Origin of the sequence: Mucilaginibacter sp. (assembly GCF_025362475.1) — a bacterium.
Lineage (GTDB): Bacteria > Bacteroidota > Bacteroidia > Sphingobacteriales > Sphingobacteriaceae > Mucilaginibacter.
The window spans coordinates 192,587-210,139 of record NZ_JANYGH010000065.1 but is presented as its reverse complement, the minus strand read 5'-3'; the positions used below and the strand labels follow the sequence as shown (position 1 = coordinate 210,139).

The 17,553-nt window shown below is 42.3% G+C and carries 16 protein-coding genes and 1 pseudogene; 9 read left to right on the top strand and 8 right to left on the bottom strand.

Annotated features, from left to right (window positions below; translation table 11 throughout):
* Window positions 1–203: 203 nt before the first annotated feature.
* The gene (locus Q0R88_RS22860; RefSeq protein ID WP_295720736.1) at window positions 204–2,882 is read left to right on the top strand and encodes a ThuA domain-containing protein; all 2,679 of its coding nucleotides are present in this window, start codon (window positions 204–206) and stop codon (window positions 2,880–2,882) included.
* Window positions 2,883–2,967: 85 nt separating this feature from the next.
* Here Q0R88_RS22860 and gltX read toward each other — a convergent pair whose 3' ends face one another.
* Entirely contained in the window at window positions 2,968–4,497 is a 1,530-nt protein-coding gene (gene gltX, locus Q0R88_RS22855; RefSeq protein ID WP_295720735.1) for a glutamate--tRNA ligase, read from the bottom strand.
* A gap of 223 nt (window positions 4,498–4,720) precedes the next feature.
* Between gltX and Q0R88_RS22850 the strand changes: the two genes are divergently transcribed.
* Window positions 4,721–5,935 (top strand): HAMP domain-containing sensor histidine kinase, encoded by a 1,215-nt coding sequence (locus Q0R88_RS22850; RefSeq protein ID WP_295720734.1) that lies wholly within the window; start codon window positions 4,721–4,723, stop codon window positions 5,933–5,935.
* Window positions 5,910–6,428 carry a DinB family protein gene (locus Q0R88_RS22845; protein WP_295720733.1) on the top strand — a complete coding sequence of 173 codons (519 nt, stop codon included), beginning with the start codon at window positions 5,910–5,912 and terminating at the stop codon, window positions 6,426–6,428. The genes Q0R88_RS22850 and Q0R88_RS22845 overlap by 26 nt, the downstream gene beginning before the upstream one ends.
* 81 nt (window positions 6,429–6,509) lie before the next feature.
* Here Q0R88_RS22845 and Q0R88_RS22840 read toward each other — a convergent pair whose 3' ends face one another.
* The 3 genes from Q0R88_RS22840 to dusB form a co-directional block, all read right to left on the bottom strand.
* Entirely contained in the window at window positions 6,510–6,884 is a 375-nt protein-coding gene (locus tag Q0R88_RS22840) for a DUF6249 domain-containing protein (RefSeq protein WP_295720732.1), read from the bottom strand.
* A 437-nt stretch (window positions 6,885–7,321) separates the two neighbouring features.
* Complete coding sequence (gene apaG / locus Q0R88_RS22835) at window positions 7,322–7,708, bottom strand: Co2+/Mg2+ efflux protein ApaG (RefSeq protein WP_295720731.1); 387 nt, start codon at window positions 7,706–7,708, stop codon at window positions 7,322–7,324.
* Between the two features lie 48 nt (window positions 7,709–7,756).
* Window positions 7,757–8,749 carry a tRNA dihydrouridine synthase DusB gene (dusB, locus tag Q0R88_RS22830; RefSeq protein WP_295720730.1) on the bottom strand — a complete coding sequence of 331 codons (993 nt, stop codon included), beginning with the start codon at window positions 8,747–8,749 and terminating at the stop codon, window positions 7,757–7,759.
* A gap of 40 nt (window positions 8,750–8,789) precedes the next feature.
* Between dusB and Q0R88_RS22825 the strand changes: the two genes are divergently transcribed.
* From Q0R88_RS22825 to Q0R88_RS22810, 4 genes and pseudogenes are all read left to right on the top strand, one after another.
* Window positions 8,790–9,737 carry a CPBP family intramembrane glutamic endopeptidase gene (locus Q0R88_RS22825; protein ID WP_295720729.1) on the top strand — a complete coding sequence of 316 codons (948 nt, stop codon included), beginning with the start codon at window positions 8,790–8,792 and terminating at the stop codon, window positions 9,735–9,737.
* On the top strand, window positions 9,737–9,949 hold the full coding sequence (locus tag Q0R88_RS22820) for a hypothetical protein (protein ID WP_295720728.1): 213 nt from the start codon (window positions 9,737–9,739) through the stop codon (window positions 9,947–9,949). Before Q0R88_RS22825 ends, Q0R88_RS22820 begins: the two co-directional genes overlap by 1 nt.
* Complete coding sequence (locus Q0R88_RS22815) at window positions 9,946–10,782, top strand: phosphatidate cytidylyltransferase (RefSeq protein ID WP_295720727.1); 837 nt, start codon at window positions 9,946–9,948, stop codon at window positions 10,780–10,782. Before Q0R88_RS22820 ends, Q0R88_RS22815 begins: the two co-directional genes overlap by 4 nt.
* 26 nt (window positions 10,783–10,808) lie before the next feature.
* Window positions 10,809–11,462: pseudogene (locus tag Q0R88_RS22810) on the top strand (phosphatidylserine decarboxylase family protein); the annotation flags it as partial.
* A 336-nt stretch (window positions 11,463–11,798) separates the two neighbouring features.
* On the opposite strand, the gene Q0R88_RS22805 reads toward Q0R88_RS22810, so the two are convergent.
* From Q0R88_RS22805 to Q0R88_RS22790, 4 genes are all read right to left on the bottom strand, one after another.
* Entirely contained in the window at window positions 11,799–12,581 is a 783-nt protein-coding gene (locus tag Q0R88_RS22805) for an MlaD family protein (RefSeq protein WP_295720726.1), read from the bottom strand.
* Window positions 12,578–13,369, bottom strand: coding sequence for an ATP-binding cassette domain-containing protein (locus tag Q0R88_RS22800; protein WP_295720725.1), 792 nt, complete (start codon window positions 13,367–13,369; stop codon window positions 12,578–12,580). Before Q0R88_RS22800 ends, Q0R88_RS22805 begins: the two co-directional genes overlap by 4 nt.
* 1 nt (window position 13,370) lies before the next feature.
* The gene (locus tag Q0R88_RS22795) at window positions 13,371–14,147 is read right to left on the bottom strand and encodes an ABC transporter permease (RefSeq protein WP_295720724.1); all 777 of its coding nucleotides are present in this window, start codon (window positions 14,145–14,147) and stop codon (window positions 13,371–13,373) included.
* A gap of 91 nt (window positions 14,148–14,238) precedes the next feature.
* Window positions 14,239–14,949: a pirin family protein gene (locus Q0R88_RS22790; protein ID WP_295720723.1), complete on the bottom strand. Its 711-nt coding sequence runs from the start codon at window positions 14,947–14,949 to the stop codon at window positions 14,239–14,241.
* Window positions 14,950–15,034: 85 nt separating this feature from the next.
* Between Q0R88_RS22790 and Q0R88_RS22785 the strand changes: the two genes are divergently transcribed.
* Window positions 15,035–15,691, top strand: coding sequence for an NAD(P)H-binding protein (locus Q0R88_RS22785; RefSeq protein WP_295720722.1), 657 nt, complete (start codon window positions 15,035–15,037; stop codon window positions 15,689–15,691).
* The gene (locus Q0R88_RS22780) at window positions 15,688–17,553 is read left to right on the top strand and encodes an ABC-F family ATP-binding cassette domain-containing protein (RefSeq protein ID WP_295720721.1); all 1,866 of its coding nucleotides are present in this window, start codon (window positions 15,688–15,690) and stop codon (window positions 17,551–17,553) included. The genes Q0R88_RS22785 and Q0R88_RS22780 overlap by 4 nt, the downstream gene beginning before the upstream one ends.

Sequence of the window (17,553 nt, the reverse complement as noted above, 5' to 3'; positions counted from 1 at the left end):
CCCTGGTAAGTACCTTGCCCTTTTCGGGATCAATAAACCTACCGGCTTTGAAATATTTACCTGTTATGCCAATAACACGGATAAGGTTGCCAAAATTTAAGATGTAATATTTAAGATACGAAACCCGCAATCGATTGTTTTTTTTATCTTTAGAGCCGAAAAATTACTAATTCCGCCAAACCATCATAACCCATATTTAAACTATGCGATTTAAATCCACCCTGCTCCTTGCGCTCAGCGTACTGGTGTTTAATTTTAGTAAAATAGTTGAGAAGCCCAAAATACTGGTGTTTACCAAAACATCGGGCTATCATCATGCTTCTATCGCCGTGGGTACAGCGGCCATTATAAAGCTCGGCGCCGAAAACAATTTTTCGGTTGATACCACCTCCGATGCCGCGAAGATCACTGAAGCAACTTTAAGCAAGTATTCGGCCGTTGTGTTTTTAAGCACAACAGGCTATATGCTTAATAATTACCAGCAAGCCGACCTGGAACGCTATATGCAGGCAGGCGGTAATTACGTAGGCGTACACGCTGCCGCGGATGCCGAGTATGACTGGCACTGGTATGGCCGCTTAGTGGGTGCCTACTTTGATAGCCACCCAGCCATGCAGGAAGCCGTTTTAAATGTTATTGATAAAAACCATCCATCAACCCGCGCCCTGTCTGATACCTGGAAGAGGACCGACGAATGGTACAACTTTAAATCCATCAGCAAAAATATTCATGTACTCATCACTATTGATGAAAACAGTTATAAGGGCGGCACAAATGGTGTTAACCACCCTATGGCCTGGTACCATAATTTTGAGAACGGCAGAGCATTTTATACCGAGCTTGGCCATACCGATGAATCATACAGCGACCCGGCCTATTTAAAACATTTGCTGGGCGGTATTCAATACGCCATTGGCGATAACAAAAAACTGGACTATTCTAAATGTACTACTTTACGGGTGCCCGAAGAAAACCGTTTTTCAAAAACCTCGCTTATACAAGGCACTTTTTATGAGCCAACCGAAATGACCATATTACCCAACCTGGATATTTTGGTAACCCAGCGCCGCGGCGAGATCATGCTGTTTAAAAATGCAACAAAAACAGTGAAGCAAGCGGGCTTTTTAGATGCTTATTTTAAAACCCGTACCAAAAAAGGAGTAAATGCGGAAGAGGGCGTTTTAGGAATACAGGCCGATCCGGATTTTAAAACCAACCATTACGTTTACATTTACTACAGCCCGTCTGATACTTCGGTTAACCGTCTGTCGCGCTTTACCATGACTGGAGATACCATTGATAACAAATCAGAAAAAATAGTATTGCAATTGTACTCGCAGCGCGAGATCTGCTGCCATACCGGCGGCTCCGTAGCCTTTGGGCCCGATCATACCCTTTTTCTATCTACCGGCGATAACACCACCCCGTTTGATGAAGGCAAAAAACAACCTCATGATACGCACGCCTTTGCGCCATTAGATGATCGCCCGGAGTATTTAAACCATGATTCCAGACGTTCGGCAGGTAACACCAACGATTTACGGGGTAAGATATTAAGGATAAAAATAAAAGATGATGGTAGCTATACCATCCCCGAAGGAAACCTGTTTAAACCAGGGATAGCCGGCACAAGGCCAGAAATTTATGTAATGGGTGACAGAAACCCCTACCGCATAGCCGTAGACAAAAAGAACGGCTACCTGTACTGGGGTGAAGTTGGCCCGGATGCCAATAATGATAGCTTAGCCACCAGAGGCCCGCGTGGTTACGACGAGTTTAACCAGGCCAAAACCGCAGGCTTCTTCGGGTGGCCATTGTTTATCGGTCCAAATATCCCTTACCATGCCTACAATTATGCAACCGGCGAGTCCGGACCAAATTTTGATCCTTTGCACCCGATAAATGATTCAAAAAACAACACGGGCTTAAGAGAGTTACCACCCGCCCAACCGGCATTTATCTGGTACCCTTACGGCGAATCGAAAGAATTTCCGCAGGTTGGCTCCGGAGGCCGTACCGCTATGGCTGGGCCTATTTATTATACCGATCTGTATCCAAAAGCTACCCGCCTGCCAGATTATTATAACAAAAAAGTGTTTTTTTACGATTGGATTCGTGGCTGGATAAAAGTGCTTACCCTGCAACCAAACGGCGACCTGGATAAAATGGAACCCTTTATGGCTACAAGCAAATTTAACGCGCCTATTGACATGGAAACAGGCCCCGATGGCAGGATATATGTTTTGGAATATGGCTCAGGCTGGTTTACCAAAAACAAAGATGCCGGCCTGGCACGTATTGATTATAACACAGGCAACCGTGCCCCCGAAGTAAAAGCGATAGCCGCCAATAAACTGTATGGCAAATTGCCATTGCCTGTATTATTTACGGTAACAGCAACCGATCCCGAGAAGGATAAATTGACCTATACCTGGAACCTGGGCAATGGTATCAAAAAAACAACTCAGCTGCCAAAGCTGCTTTACACCTATACCAAAAAAGGCACCTACAATGTTTCTGTTGAAGTTAAGGACGACCGGGATGCCGCTACCCTAAGTAAAACCATAGCCGTTTTGGCCGGCCAGGATTCGCCCGATATGAAACTAAAAATGGCCAGCATGCAAGCAAACGCTGCCGGGAAGACACTCATGATGTCGTTAGATTGCCAGGCATGCCATAAGGTATCCGAAAAGTCAGTAGGCCCGGCATTTACCGAGGTTGCAAAGAAGTACCCTGGCAATGCCGCTTCAACCAGTCACCTGATTAAAAAGGTAACAACAGGAGGCCACGGTGTTTGGGGCGATGTGGATATGCCCGCGCATCCAAACCTGAAACCAGCCGAAATCAAACAAATTATTAACTGGATATATTCGTTAAAATAACATCATCCACCATAATAAAAAAAGAGGGCCGTCAAAGCCCTCTTTTTTTATTATTATATCGCATTGCAAATTAAAAGCTCCCCCTTCAGGGGGCTGGGGCGCTAAACGCCTCCAAAGCTTTCTCTATCCTTCTGATGGTTTCCTCTTTACCCAACAAAGCTGCTATATCAAATACATGCGGGCCAAACTTGCCGCCAACCAGCATAATGCGGAAAGGCAACATCACATCCCCAACCTTTAGTGTCTTTTCTTCGGCCAGGGCTTTAAATTTGGTTTCCAGGTCATGAGCTTCGATATCGCCACCTGTGCTTAACAGCTCTGTTAACGCATTAAAGAAATCCGTTTTGGCATCTGTCCATTTTGGTTTTACAGCATTCAGATCATACTCCTTAGGCTGTTCAAAAAAGTAACCTGCCTGCTGATAAAAATCAGGCAATACCACACAGCGGTCTTTTACCAGGTTGATAACCGTTTCCAGTTTTTCATCGTCAGTAACAACAATCCCTTTATCTGCCAAAACCTTGCTAACTGCCGGCTTCAAACTGCCAACTTCCGAGCGTTTTATCCATTCGGCATTGAACCATTTGGCTTTTTCAAAATCAAACTTGGCGCCGGCTTTGCTAACCCGCTCTATCGAGAATTTTTCTATAAGCTCATCCAGCGTAAATATTTCCTGGTCGGTACCATCATTCCAGCCCAGGGTGGCCAACAGGTTTAAAAACGCTTCGGGCAAAAAGCCCAGCTCGCGGAAACCAGGGGTAAGTTCGCCGGTTTTTGCATCAAACCATGTCATAGCGTATACCGGGAAACCCAGGCGTGCGCCATCCCGTTTGCTCAATTTACCATGGCCATCTGGTTTTAATATCAATGGCAAATGCGCCCATTGCGGCATCTCGGCTTTCCAGCCCAGGTATTCCCAAAGCAGCAAATGTACGGGCGCCGACGGCAACCACTCTTCACCGCGGAAAGCATGCGAAATTTTCATCAGGTAATCATCAACCACTACAGCCAAATGGTATGTAGGCATTCCATCGGCTTTCAATAAAACCTTATCATCAACCTGGTTGGTTTCAAAACTTACATGCCCGCGTATCATATCATTAAAGCTTACTGTTTCATCAGCAGGCATTTTTATGCGGATAACGTGAGGTGTATGCGCGTCCAGCAAGGCATCCACCTCGTGCTGCGGCAGCGAAATGGAGTTACGCAATGTTTCGCGATAAACCTGCCCGTATTGAAAGTTGGGGATCTCTTTACGGTTTTTATCCAGTTCTTCGGCAGTATCAAATGCATAATAGGCATGCCCCTGCATCACCAGGCGTTCGGCATATTCGCGATAAATGCACTTCCGTTCGCTTTGGCGATATGGTGCAAAGGGGCCACCCTCAACCGGACTTTCATCCGGATGTAAACCACACCATTTAAGGCAATCTAAAATATATTGCTCGGCACCTTCCACATAACGGGTCTGGTCGGTATCCTCAATTCTCAAAACAAAATCGCCATGATGTTTTTTGGCGAATAAATAGTTAAACAATACGGTACGAACACCACCCAGGTGCAAACCACCTGTTGGGCTTGGCGCAAAACGAACTCTTACTTTTTTATCGGTCATGATGGCGCAAAGATAAGGTTATTTTAGATGTGCAGATTTCAAATTTCAGATGTGCAGATGATTTGAAAATTTGCTTATTTGAAGATTTGAAAATGTTAAATCATGTTAATTTTCGTTTACATCTATTTGTTTTTTCCCAATCTGCACATCTGAAATCTATAATCTGCACATCGGCCTATCTGTACATCTGAAATAATTTTACGTTATTTGAGGCTTGGCCAGCATGAACCCATATCAGCAAAAAAAACGGTGGAAGTATTTACTACTCGCGTTCGCGGTTGTAATTGCCAGCGGTTCCTTAATTTATACCCGGTACCTTGTTAAAAACATTGCCCGGTCTGAACGGACGCGTGCGCAGGTTTGGGCCATGAGCATGAGGCAGATCCTAAACTCCGACGATAACGACTTTTTACAATATACGATAGCCGTGCGCGACAGCCTAATTGTACCAGCCATTGTTACTGACGGCAAAGGAGACATTCGCTTATCCCGGGGATTGGATACTACCAAAACCTTTATCGATCTTCCATCCGTAGGCAACAAGAAAAAATACGACCCTGATTATTTTAAGGCTGAGCTGGCATACATGAAAAAGCAGCATGAACCTATTAAACTCCAGATTTTGGGCGAGGAGACTCTAGTGTTTTATAAAGACTCTCCCCTGTTGCAGCAATTACGGATTTTTCCTTATATCCAGTTAACTGTAATTGCCATATTCCTGCTCATGGCGTATACCGCGTTTAGCTCTTCCCGCAAATCTGAGCAAGACCAGGTTTGGGTTGGTTTGGCTAAAGAAACCGCTCACCAGCTGGGCACCCCGATATCATCATTAATGGCATGGATAGAGTTGATGAAAGAAAAATTCAACGCAGAAGATGATGTGCTGGTGGCCGAAATGGAAAACGATGTAAAACGACTGGAAATTGTAGCCGATCGTTTCTCAAAAATAGGATCAAAACCTGTATTGGAAGAGCATGGGGTTTATGAAGTAGTGAAGGATTATGTTGATTATTTTAGGGTACGTGTAAGTAAAAACATCAGTTTTGAAATGAGTGGAAACCCCCACCTTAAAGCAGGCCTTAACGTACCGTTGTTTGATTGGGTAATAGAGAACCTGCTTAAAAACGCCGTTAACGCCATAGACGGAAAAGGTAGTATTAAGGTTGACATCAGTGGCAATAAAGTAAAGAACCAGGTATTTATTGATGTAACGGATACTGGTAAAGGCATCCCGCGCTCTAAATTTGATACCGTTTTTCAGCCGGGATATACCACCCGTAAACGCGGTTGGGGATTGGGCTTGTCCTTAACCAAACGTATGATAGAGAACTATCACAACGGCCAGATCTTTGTAAAAGATTCTGAAGTAGGCAAGGGTACAACCTTTAGGATAGTATTAAAAAACACACGCAATGATAATAAGCAAACCAAGTCCTGATGAATATTCGCCATTTGCGGCGGGCTATGTTGGCCTTGTGCCCAATGAAAATGTAATTGAATTATTGGAGCAATTGATGACATCAAGCTACCAGCTATTCAGCAACCTTACCAACGAGCAGGCTACTTACGCGTATGCTCCCGGCAAGTGGACGGTTAAGCAAGCCCTTGGCCATATGATAGATACAGAGCGGACTTTTGCATACCGGGCACTGGTGTTTTCCTGCAACCATGTGGAGCTGCCAGGGTTTGACCAGGATATTTACGTTAATAATCATGATTTAAGTAAAGTCAGCATCAGTGATCTGGCCGAAGAATTTAAAGCCGCCCGCTTATCAAATATCTATATGATTAAAGGCTTTAGCGATGATCAGTTACTGCGCGATGGCATCGCCAGCAACAGCCGGTTCACCGTTAGGGCATTTGTTTACATGCTGGCCGGGCACGAGCTACACCACCTGAATATTTTTAAGGAGCGGTATGGTATTGGGTAAAATCTCCACAAGTTCAGATAAATAAAAAAGTCGCGGTTAATTAATTAACCGCGACTTTTTTATTTATGACTAAGGGTTCTCTTATTTCTCTAATCTCACATCTTCCCTATCCAATACTTCCTTTTTCTCTATCTTATATGACAGGAACAAGCCCGCGCCACCAAAGATGGCTATAAGTGATAAGTAAAGGAAAAACACATCATCATCCATGCTACGAAATACGGAGTGATCTAAAATAAAAGCAAGGAACAATCCTATTCCTGAGCCGATAAGTAATAACCCCCATTTTAAGTTTTGGTAAGGTGCTGATTGTGGTTTGTAACTGCGTGGATCCATGCCACGTTCAATCATTGCCATTCTTTCGCGCTTGTACAGGTAAATGATTGCAAAGATCATTGCGAAAAAGCCAAGTGAGATAACAATGCCTGCTAATATTCCTAAATTCCCGGTATCCATGATTTCTATAATTTATTATGTTGTTAACTTTTTTGTAATCACCACTATTGGTGTATTTGTAAGTTATGACAACATGATTTTAAAGGAGGTTACACTTATGTGTAAAGTTTTTTAAGGAAAGCAAAATAGCGCTTTGTTATTCTCAGGAATGTTAAAGATGGTGGAAGGTGAAATGACATTTCAAAAAAGGCTGTCCTGCTGAGCCTGTCGAAGCATGTGGGCAAAGGCCTCTGCGCGCGACCCTTCGACAAGCTCAGGGTGACAGCCCTTTTTAGAAATTCACTTACATCAACAAACGCATCATAAGTAGCATCGCCGAGAATAGATGCTTCAAGCGTTACCCAAGACAAACTTTTGTTGGTTATCAAAAAAGTCCTATCAAACAAAAAGCCCGAATGATTACTCATCCAGGCTCCTATATCTTATTTTCAATTATCTTAATTCATCCTGTAAGGTGCTATCAAATAAAATTCGGGAATCTGGACATTAAAGCTGGCATTGTCCAGTAAACGGTTCATTTGATACTCGCCTTTCATACTGCCCATATCGGTTTTAAGATTACAGCCCGATACATATTCATGGGAATGCCCTGGTTCAATAACCGGTTGCTGGCCTACCACCCCTTCTCCTTCAACTTCACGTTTGGCTCCGTTAGAATCAAAAATATACCAATGACGGCTAATTAATTGTATGGCGTAGTTGCTCATATTTTCGATATTCACCTTATAAGCAAACATAAAATGATCATTAGCCGGATTAGAATATTCGGGCTGGTATATGGTTTCTATGGAAACCTTAACGCCTTCTGTTATAGTGGTAACCATGTGCATTTAATTTCTTATTAATTCAAATATAATGAATGGGAGCAAATATTAGGCCATTTCAATGGCATATTTTTCATCTATTTCGGCGAGTATCTGTTGTACTTCATCCAGGGTGCCGGCGGTCACTAACCTCATCCGGAATTCTTTAAAATGATCTATACCTTTAAAGTAGTTGGAGTAGTGCCTGCGCATTTCAAAGATCCCTGTTTTAGGGCCTTTCCATTCTATTGATTTTTGCAAATGGGTTGAACAAGCCGCAATCCGCTCGGTAATGGTGGGCTTATCTAAATGTTCCCCGGTATTAAAGAAATGTTTTATCTCCCTAAAAATCCAGGGGTAACCAATTGCCGCCCGGCCTATCATCATGCCATCTACGCCAAATTCCATTTTCCAATTGGCCGCTTTCTCCGGGGAATCGATGTCTCCGTTACCGAAAATGGGGATTTTTATCCGCGGGTTCTTTTTAATATCCCTGATTAATGACCAATCAGCCACGCCTTTATACATCTGGGCCCTGGTACGGCCATGTATGGTGAGGGCTTTAATACCAACATCCTGCAGACGCTCGGCCACTTCATAAACATTTTTGGTATTATCATCCCAGCCTAAACGTGTTTTTACTGTTACAGGCAGGTGTGTTGCTTCAACAACAGCCTTGGTCATGGCTACCATTTTGTCAATATCCTGCAATAAACTGGCGCCAGCACCGCGACAAGCTACCTGTTTTACCGGGCAACCATAATTAATATCCATTAAATCGGGACCGGCAAGAGATGCTATCTCGGTGGCTTCGCGCATATGATCGATATCGCTGCCGAAGATCTGGATACCGATAGGGCGTTCATACTCAAATATATCAAGCTTCGCCCTGCTTTTGGCCGCATCACGTATCAATCCTTCTGATGAGATGAACTCCGTATACATCATATCCGCGCCATGTTGCTTACACACATAACGGAAGGGAGGATCGCTCACATCTTCCATCGGCGCCAGCAACAGCGGGAACTCTCCTAAATCAATATTTCCTATTTGTACAGACATGCTTATCTTTAGCCCTGCAAAAATAAGCATTTTACCCCAAATGATACAAGAACCCACAAAGGACTACATACAGCAGACAAATCAGCCATCTATATTTGTACAATTTTTATCAATTGTGGGTATAACCATTGGCCTGGTGATTGTTTTTTCGTTTATCGCAGCGGGGATAATACTCGCTATATTCGGCTTTAAAACGCTTGGTGATACCTTTAGTTTCAATACACAAAACCCGCATGTTGGCACTACGTTATGGATATTGCAAATAGTGAGTACCACAGTACCCTTATTTGTTGCGCCGGTACTTTTTGCAAGGTTCATTGTATCAGATACGGCAACTTATTTAAAGCCAACCTTTAAGTTTCTGCCCGTTTTTTTATTGCTCATATTCACCATCATGCTTTTTTCATCGCCCGTAATGGAGATGTTAAGTAATATTAATCAAAAGCTATCATTACCTGCAGCGCTTAAAGGACTTGAAGATAAACTACGTGCCATGGAGCTATCGGCACAAAAAGCTACCGAGGCTATGCTGAATATGAAAAGCATCTGGGCTTTGCTGTGGGCGTTGTTTGTGGTTGGCTTATTAACGGCCATTGCAGAGGAGTTTTTATTTCGCGGTGTAATTCAAACTATTTTTATTAGATGGACCCGCAATAAACATGCTGCCATATGGATAACAGCCATCCTTTTCAGCGCTTTTCATATGGAGTTCTTTACTTTTTTGCCAAGGGTATTCCTTGGCGCCATATTTGGTTATTTTGTTGCCTATAGTGGCAGTGTATGGACAGGTGTTTGGGGTCACTTTTTAAATAATGGCTCCGCGGTGCTTATCACTTACTTATTTCAGCACAAAACCATTAAATTAGATCCCGATGATCAACACGTATTTAATTACCCCCTGTATGCTATTAGCATAATAATTGTTTTATTTTTGCTTTTTATATACAGGTATGTTGCAATTGGTAAAAAGCCAGAGTTAAGTAATTGATGGAAAAAAACTGGATCAAAATTTTCACTTCATCCAATTTTTATCAATCAGAGATTGTTAAGCAAGTGCTTATCGGGCACCATATTGACACCGTTTTATTAAACAAACAAGATTCATCGCACCGGGCCTTTGGCGATATAGAAGTTTACATTCATCAGGAGGATTTTAGCAAGGCCATTGAGATCATGATCCTCAACCAAATTAATTTATGAGATTACGCGCCATTACAGGCTTCTTTTTCATCATCGTGATGATTGCCTCCACTTTATTGGGTACATATGTTTTCAGTTTGTTTTACCTTGTGCTGGCATCATTTTGCCTTTTTGAATTTTATAAGCTCATAAAACAAAACACGGCGCAACCAAACATTATTGCGGGGTTAACTTACGGTGCATTACTCTTCGCCGGAACCGCGTTATTCTTCTATCCTGAACAATTTATTTCATCTGCATTAAACGGAAATCATGCTGTTATAAAGCTGCTTCTTTTAATACCACTTGCCGGTGCTGCGGTATTTATGCAGGAACTATATAAGAAAACACCTGCCCCATTCAGCAATATCGCTTTCACCTTTTTGGGAATCATATTCGCTGTAATCCCTTTCGCATTTTTTCATGCAATGGCTTTTATCGGCGGCAACTTTAACTTCCATATCCCGCTGGCATTTTTGATCATTTTATGGAGTAACGATACAGGCGCTTACCTTGTAGGCAGTAAAATGGGTAAAACAAAATTATTTGAAAGGCATTCACCCAAAAAAACTTATGAAGGTTTAATTGGCGGTATAATCATCAGCGCCGTAGCAGCGCTTATATTGGGTCATTTTTATACAGAGCTTACCTGGAAACAATGGGTTACCATATCAATCCTTATTTCATGCTTTGGTACCATGGGCGATTTGGTTGAATCCATGTTTAAACGCAGTATTAACGTAAAGGATAGCGGAGGCATATTGCCGGGCCATGGTGGCCTTCTGGATAGGTTTGATGGCTTATTAATGGCCGCACCAATTGTTTATGTATACCTGTACTTCATTTCAAATTAGTAATTTTGTAATAAATCATCTATAACATGACTTTTCATAAAGAAGGATACACCTCACTGGCCATCACCGTACTGTTTATTTTTGTGCTCAATGCACTGATACAGTTCTATTTTCCTGAAGCGCATACGTTAAAATGGATCATCTACATTTTATCGGGCATTTTCTTTTTGATCATAGTGCAGTTTTTCCGCAGCCCATTCTTTGATATCAGCATCGATGAAACTACCGTGCTTTGTCCTGCAGATGGAAAAGTAGTGGTGATAGAGGAAACTGATGAAACAGAGTTTTTAAAAGACAGACGTATCCAGCTATCGGTATTTATGTCGCCGGTGAATGTACACGTAAACCGTAACCCTATATCGGGCGTGGTGAGCTATTTTAAATATCATAAAGGTAAATACCTGGTAGCCTGGCACCCCAAATCATCAACTGAGAACGAACGCACCACGGTTTGTGTTCAAAATAGCGAAGGAGTATCGGTATTGTTCAGGCAAATTGCCGGCGCATTGGCCCGCCGCATTGTATGGTATGTAAAAGAAGGCGATATTGTTGAACAAGGCCAGCAATTTGGCTTTATCAAATTTGGATCAAGGGTTGATGTATTTTTGCCATTAGGCACAAAAATATTAGTAAATATTGGTGATGTTGTAAAAGGTGGCAGAACTATCCTGGCCGAATTGCCAAGCGCAATAACTGAGGTAACGGCAAAACCTGCCGCTAAAGTAATGCCCGTTAATGATCCCGAACCAACTGTAATCATAAACGAGGCACACCAGCAAGAGTTGCCTCTGGTTATTGATCATCCGGAGGTTGAAAAACCAAAACCTGCGGTTAAAAAGGCTGCTCCTAAAAAGAAACCTGCGGCTAAACCTGATGGAAAAACGGAGTAAAACCGATAATATTTAGATCGTTCAGAAATAATTTCTTCCCTATCTGAGTGACAGATTTATAAAAAAGCAAAGGCTACGAAAATCGTGGCCTTTGCTTTTTTAACTTTACTGCTATCCGTTTGAATTTTAATTATCCGCCTTATCCTTAGCTGCCTTTTCCTTTTCTTTCTGCAGGTTTTCCTGTACTTTTTTGATAGAATCTTGTTTGGCTTTTGCCGCTTTTTTCTTTTTATTAAAGAAACCCTTCAACAGGAAATTTGATTGTGCGGCCTTCAGGTCTTCATTTAAAGTACCGGTAGTGGCATGTACGTTTTTCATGGTTGTTTGTGCCTGTTTTACAGTACTTTCCAGGCTTCTGGACAGGCTTTCATTATTTAAAAGGCGACCAATACTACCCTTGCCGCTATTGATCTTGCCTACAATTTCTGCCAGGCTTGCAGTCATCGATTCTGCATTATCAGCCACCTTTGTAAGTTTGACTATTATCTTGTCCACATCCACCGGGTTTACAGATGCCAACCTGCCCCCATCCTGTACTTCCTGGGTGCTGGTTACGCCCCCGGGCGCCAAAACAACCAGTTTATCGCCCATTAAACCATCGCTGCCTATACTCAGCTTAGAATCGGCTTTTACAAACTTTTTTACGTTGTTGTTCAGCGTAAGGTCAACCCTTACCGAACTATCTGTTACAATATTGATAGCCTGCACTACCCCAACGTTTATACCGGCAAAACGCACGTTATTACCCACCTGCAGGCCGCTTACATTTTTGAATGTGCCGTAAACTGTAAAGGTGGAGTTGAACATCCCTTTTTGGTTACCAATGAAGAATATAGCCAAAACCAATACCACCAATCCGGCGAAGGTAAATAGTCCAATTTTTATTTTTTGCGATGATGTGGTTCTCATGTTGTTTCGTTAAAAAATGATCTTACAAGTTCGTTATCCGATTTTTGGAGTTCTTTCCAGGTACCTTCGGCTATATATTCTCCATCGTTCATGATCACAATGCGGTCGGCCGTTATTCGGGCACATTCCAGGTCGTGAGTAATGATGATAGATGATGTTTTATATTTTTTTTGCATATGGAGTATGAGTTCGCTGATCTCGCGCGAGGTTATGGGATCAAGCCCTGTGGTTGGCTCATCGTAAAGCATAATCTCCGGGTTTACAATCAACGTACGGGCTAGCCCTACCCTTTTACGCATCCCTCCGGATAGATCTGAGGGCATTTTATCAATCGCCTCAAGCAATCCAACGTTATCCAGCACCTCTTCTACCTTTTTGTCTATCTCTGCCTGGTCTTTCAGCCTAAGTACCCTGGTGAGCGGGAATTCGAGGTTCTCGCGTACGGTCATACTATCATATAAAGCGCCGCTCTGGAACAGGAAACCTATTTTAATGCGCAGCTGCTTCAGTTCTTCATCGCTCATATCTGCAACGTCTTCACCAAAAACCTTCAAATCGCCTTCATCGGGCTTCAACATGCCTACTACGCATTGTATGGTAACAGATTTACCCTCACCCGATTTGCCAAGCACCACCATGTTTTCGCCGCGTTTCAGATCAAAGGTTATATTTTTCAATACCTCTTTTTCTCCAAAAGCTTTCTTTAAACCACTGGCATGAATAACAACCTCATCCTTAGGTTTCTGCGGCTTTTTATTTATGCCGTTAATTTCTTTTTCTACTGTCATCTTACCTATAAAATAATATACTGGTGATTTGAACAGCTATAGCGTCAATAACAAAAATCCAGAGGGATGCCGTTACCACGGCCGAGTTTGCGGCAATACCTACGCTTTCGGTGCCTTTATTGGAGTGATAACCCTTATAACATCCCACAAAGCCTATCGCGAAGCCAAAAAATATAGTTTTAACAAGCGCCGGTAAAAAGTCGGAGAAATCAAGTGAGCCGATACATTTATTAAAGTAGAGTGAAAAACTGATGGCATCCGTAATATTAAGGGCCAGAAAGCCCCCGAAAAGCCCTATAACGTCCCCAATTACAGACAGCAAAGGAACCATCAATGTGGTAGCTAAAATACGGGTAACAACCAGGTATTGAATGGGATTAGCACCGGATACTTCCATGGCATCTATTTGCTCGGAAACCTTCATACTACCTAGCTCGGCGCCTATACTGGAGGCTATTTTTCCGGCGCAGATGATTGCCGTAATTACAGGGCCCATTTCGCGGATAAAGGATACCGCGAGGGTTTTAGGCAGCATACTTTCGGCCCCAAGGGCAACAAGCGACGGCCTCAATTGAAGAATGAGCACAAACCCCATGATGAAGGTGGTAATGCCTACCAACATCATGGAGCGATAGCCTATTTCATAACATTGCCTTACAAATTCAGACCACTCAAAGCCCCCCGCAAATATGTTTCTGAAAAACCGGCCGAAGAAAACGCATTGTTCACCAATGCCCATCATCCATTTTCGCCAACCCGTAATTGCTTGTTCTGCCATATGATACATTATAAATTCGACAGATAAACAATGTACCGTCAAAATGTTTTGCAGTTCAGGAAAAATTAACCTTTAGGGTCGGCTTGCAGATTTATGACATTGGCACATCAATGATCAGGTATCGGGATGTCTCTTCGGTTTCAATTGTAAATGAACTGGTATCATAAACACCCATCGCGTCTCTTTTGTTTAAAGTGTCACCATTTAATTTAGCCTTCCCATCTAACAGGAACACGTAAGCGCCATTTCCGGGAGTTTTTATAGTATAATTAAGCGCTTTCCCGGCTTCAAAAGTACCCATACTAAAAGTAGCATCCTGGTGTAACCAAAGGGTGCCCTCCTCTTTATTAGGTGATACCATAACCGTTAACTCATTTAATTTAAATACATCTTTAAAACTTTTTTGATCATACCGCGGCAACACGTTTCTCTCTCTCGGGAAAAGCCAGATCTGAAGCGTTTTGGCGGTCTCGGTTGCAGATGCATTATATTCTGAATGATAAACTCCTGTACCGGCCGACATCACCTGCACATCACCTGCGTTAATCACTCCTTTATTACCCATGTTGTCCTGGTGCTCCAGGCCACCTTCCAATGGGATGGTCACTATTTCCATATTATCATGCGGATGCAGTCCAAATCCTTTGCCGCCGGCTATAATATCATCGTTTAAAACCCTCAAAACTCCAAAATGCATGAGTTCGGGATTGTAATACGGGCCAAAACTGAAAGAAAAATTAGCTTTTAACCAGCCTATATCATTTTTACCACGTTCGTTTTCAGGATAAAATATTGTTCTCATTGTTATATCTCCATTTATATGTTTAAACATACAATATTCATTCCACAAATTAAATATGTGTATTTTTGCAAAAAGTTAATAACCTATGGCAAATAAAGCTATTATTGCAGGTTCAACCGGACTTATTGGCAGTAAATTGCTCCAGATTTTGCTGCGCGAAACATTTTATGATGAGGTTTTAATCCTGGTGAGGAAAAAAATTGATATTCAGCATAAAAAATTAACGCAGTTGGTGGTGGATTTTGACCAATTGGATACGTATGCATACGCTATAACAGGGCATGCTCTGTTTTGCTGTTTAGGTTCAACCAAAGCCAAAACACCCGATTTGAAAGTATATCACAAGATAGATCATGATTATCCTTTACAACTGGCACAATTAGCGCATAAAAATGGCGTTAAGCAATATCATTTAGTCTCTGCCATAGGAGCAAACGCTTCTTCGGGTAACTTTTATACAAAGGTGAAGGGAGAAACAGAGGATGATATTACAAAGGTGGGAATAACTACTACCTATATATACAGGCCATCATTATTAACCGGCGACAGGCAGGAAAAGCGGTTGATGGAAAAGATTGCAGGCGGACTTGCGAAAGTGATTGATCCGTTACTGATTGGCAGTTTAAAAAAATACAGGAGCATACCTGCCGAAACCGTGGCATTGGCCATGTACAAACAATCAACAAAAAATGAGGTGGGTGTATTTGTGTACCCGTCAAACGTAATAAAACAACTATCGTGAGTACTTATCTATCCGCCGAGAATCTTGGCCATCAATTTCATGACAACTGGTTATTTAAAAATATAACCATAGGCATTAACCGCGGTCGCCGGGTTGCGCTGGTTGGCGTTAATGGCGCCGGTAAATCAACTTTATTAAAATTACTGGCTGGCTATATTAAACCAACCGAAGGCAAGGTAGTGCAGGCCCGTGATCTTAACATGGGTTACCTGGAGCAGGATCCAGGTTTTAAAGATGCGGTTACCATCAGCGATTACATTTTTCATGCTGATGATGTGCAGCAGCAGATGATTCGTAAATACGAAGAGTTATTGGAAAACGACCCGGACAATGCCAAAGCCATTGAAAAAATAATGGAAGAGATGAGCGAGGTGGATGCCTGGGAATATGAATATAAAATTAAAACCATTTTGGGCCGGTTGGATATCCACCATCTTAATCAGCCTATCACTACCCTATCGGGCGGGCAAAAGAAACGTTTGGCATTGGCTAAGCTATTAATTGAAGACCCGGATATTTATATTTTAGATGAGCCTACCAACCACCTGGATATTGATACCATTGAATGGTTGGAGAAATTATTGACCGATGGATCAAAAACCATATTAATGGTTACGCACGACAGGTATTTCCTGGATAACGTTTGTAACGAGATATTGGAAATTGACCGGGGTAAAATAGTACCCTACAATGGCAGCTACGGTTATTACCTGGAGAAGAAAGCAGAGCGCGACGCAGCTGATGATGCAGCATTTCAAAAAAATAGCAACCTACTGCGTAAAGAGTTGGAATGGATGCGCCGCCAGCCACAGGCTCGGGGTACCAAATCAAAAGCCCGTATTGATGCCTATTATGATTTGGAAGATAAAACCAAGAGTGGCGGCATCCGCGAAAAAGTTGAACTAAGCGTTAAAACAGCGCGCCAGGGAAACAAGATCATGGAGATGGAACATCTTTATAAAGGTTTCAACGGCAATACCTATATCGATAACTTCAGCTATATATTTAAAAAAGGTGATCGTATTGGTTTAGCCGGAAAGAATGGTACCGGTAAATCAACGCTGCTTAATTTAATAACTGGTGCTTTACAGCCCGATAAAGGGACTATAGTAAAAGGTGAAACCACGGTGATTGGCTATTTTCACCAATCGGGTATTGTTTTTAAGGATGATGAACGGGTTATAGATATAGTAAAAAACGTAGCCGAGTTTATTACCATGGCCGATGGTAAAATGATCTCGGCCTCTGCCCTGCTTACCTTATTCTTGTTTCCACCAGCTAAGCAGTATGGCTTTATATCCAAACTAAGCGGGGGCGAAAAGAAACGCCTGCAGCTGATGAGCATCCTGATGAAGAACCCGAACTTCCTGATCCTGGATGAGCCAACCAATGATTTGGATATTGATACGCTGAATGTTTTGGAAGAGTTTTTAACCAACTATTCCGGCATATTAATGATGGTATCTCACGATAGGTACCTATTAGATAAGTTAACCGACCAGCTATTTATTATGGAAGGACAAGGACAGGTACGCATCTATAACGGTAACTATTCATCATACAGAATAGAGCTGGAAGAAGCCAAGCAACAAAACAAAAAAGGCCCTGTTGCGCCAACTACTCCTGCACCTGCTGCTAAAAAAAATAAATTAAGCTTTAAAGAAGCCAAGGAATTGGAAACAACCGAAGCTGAAATTACCGTAATAGAAAACCAAATAAAGGATAAAACAGAACAGCTAAACAAGGTAGGTATCGAACTTGTAAAGCTGAACGAGATAATGGCGCAGATAGCTGATTTAAACAAAAAACTTGATGCAAAAAGCGCCCGTTGGATTGAGCTAACTGAGCTTAAAGAAGCATAA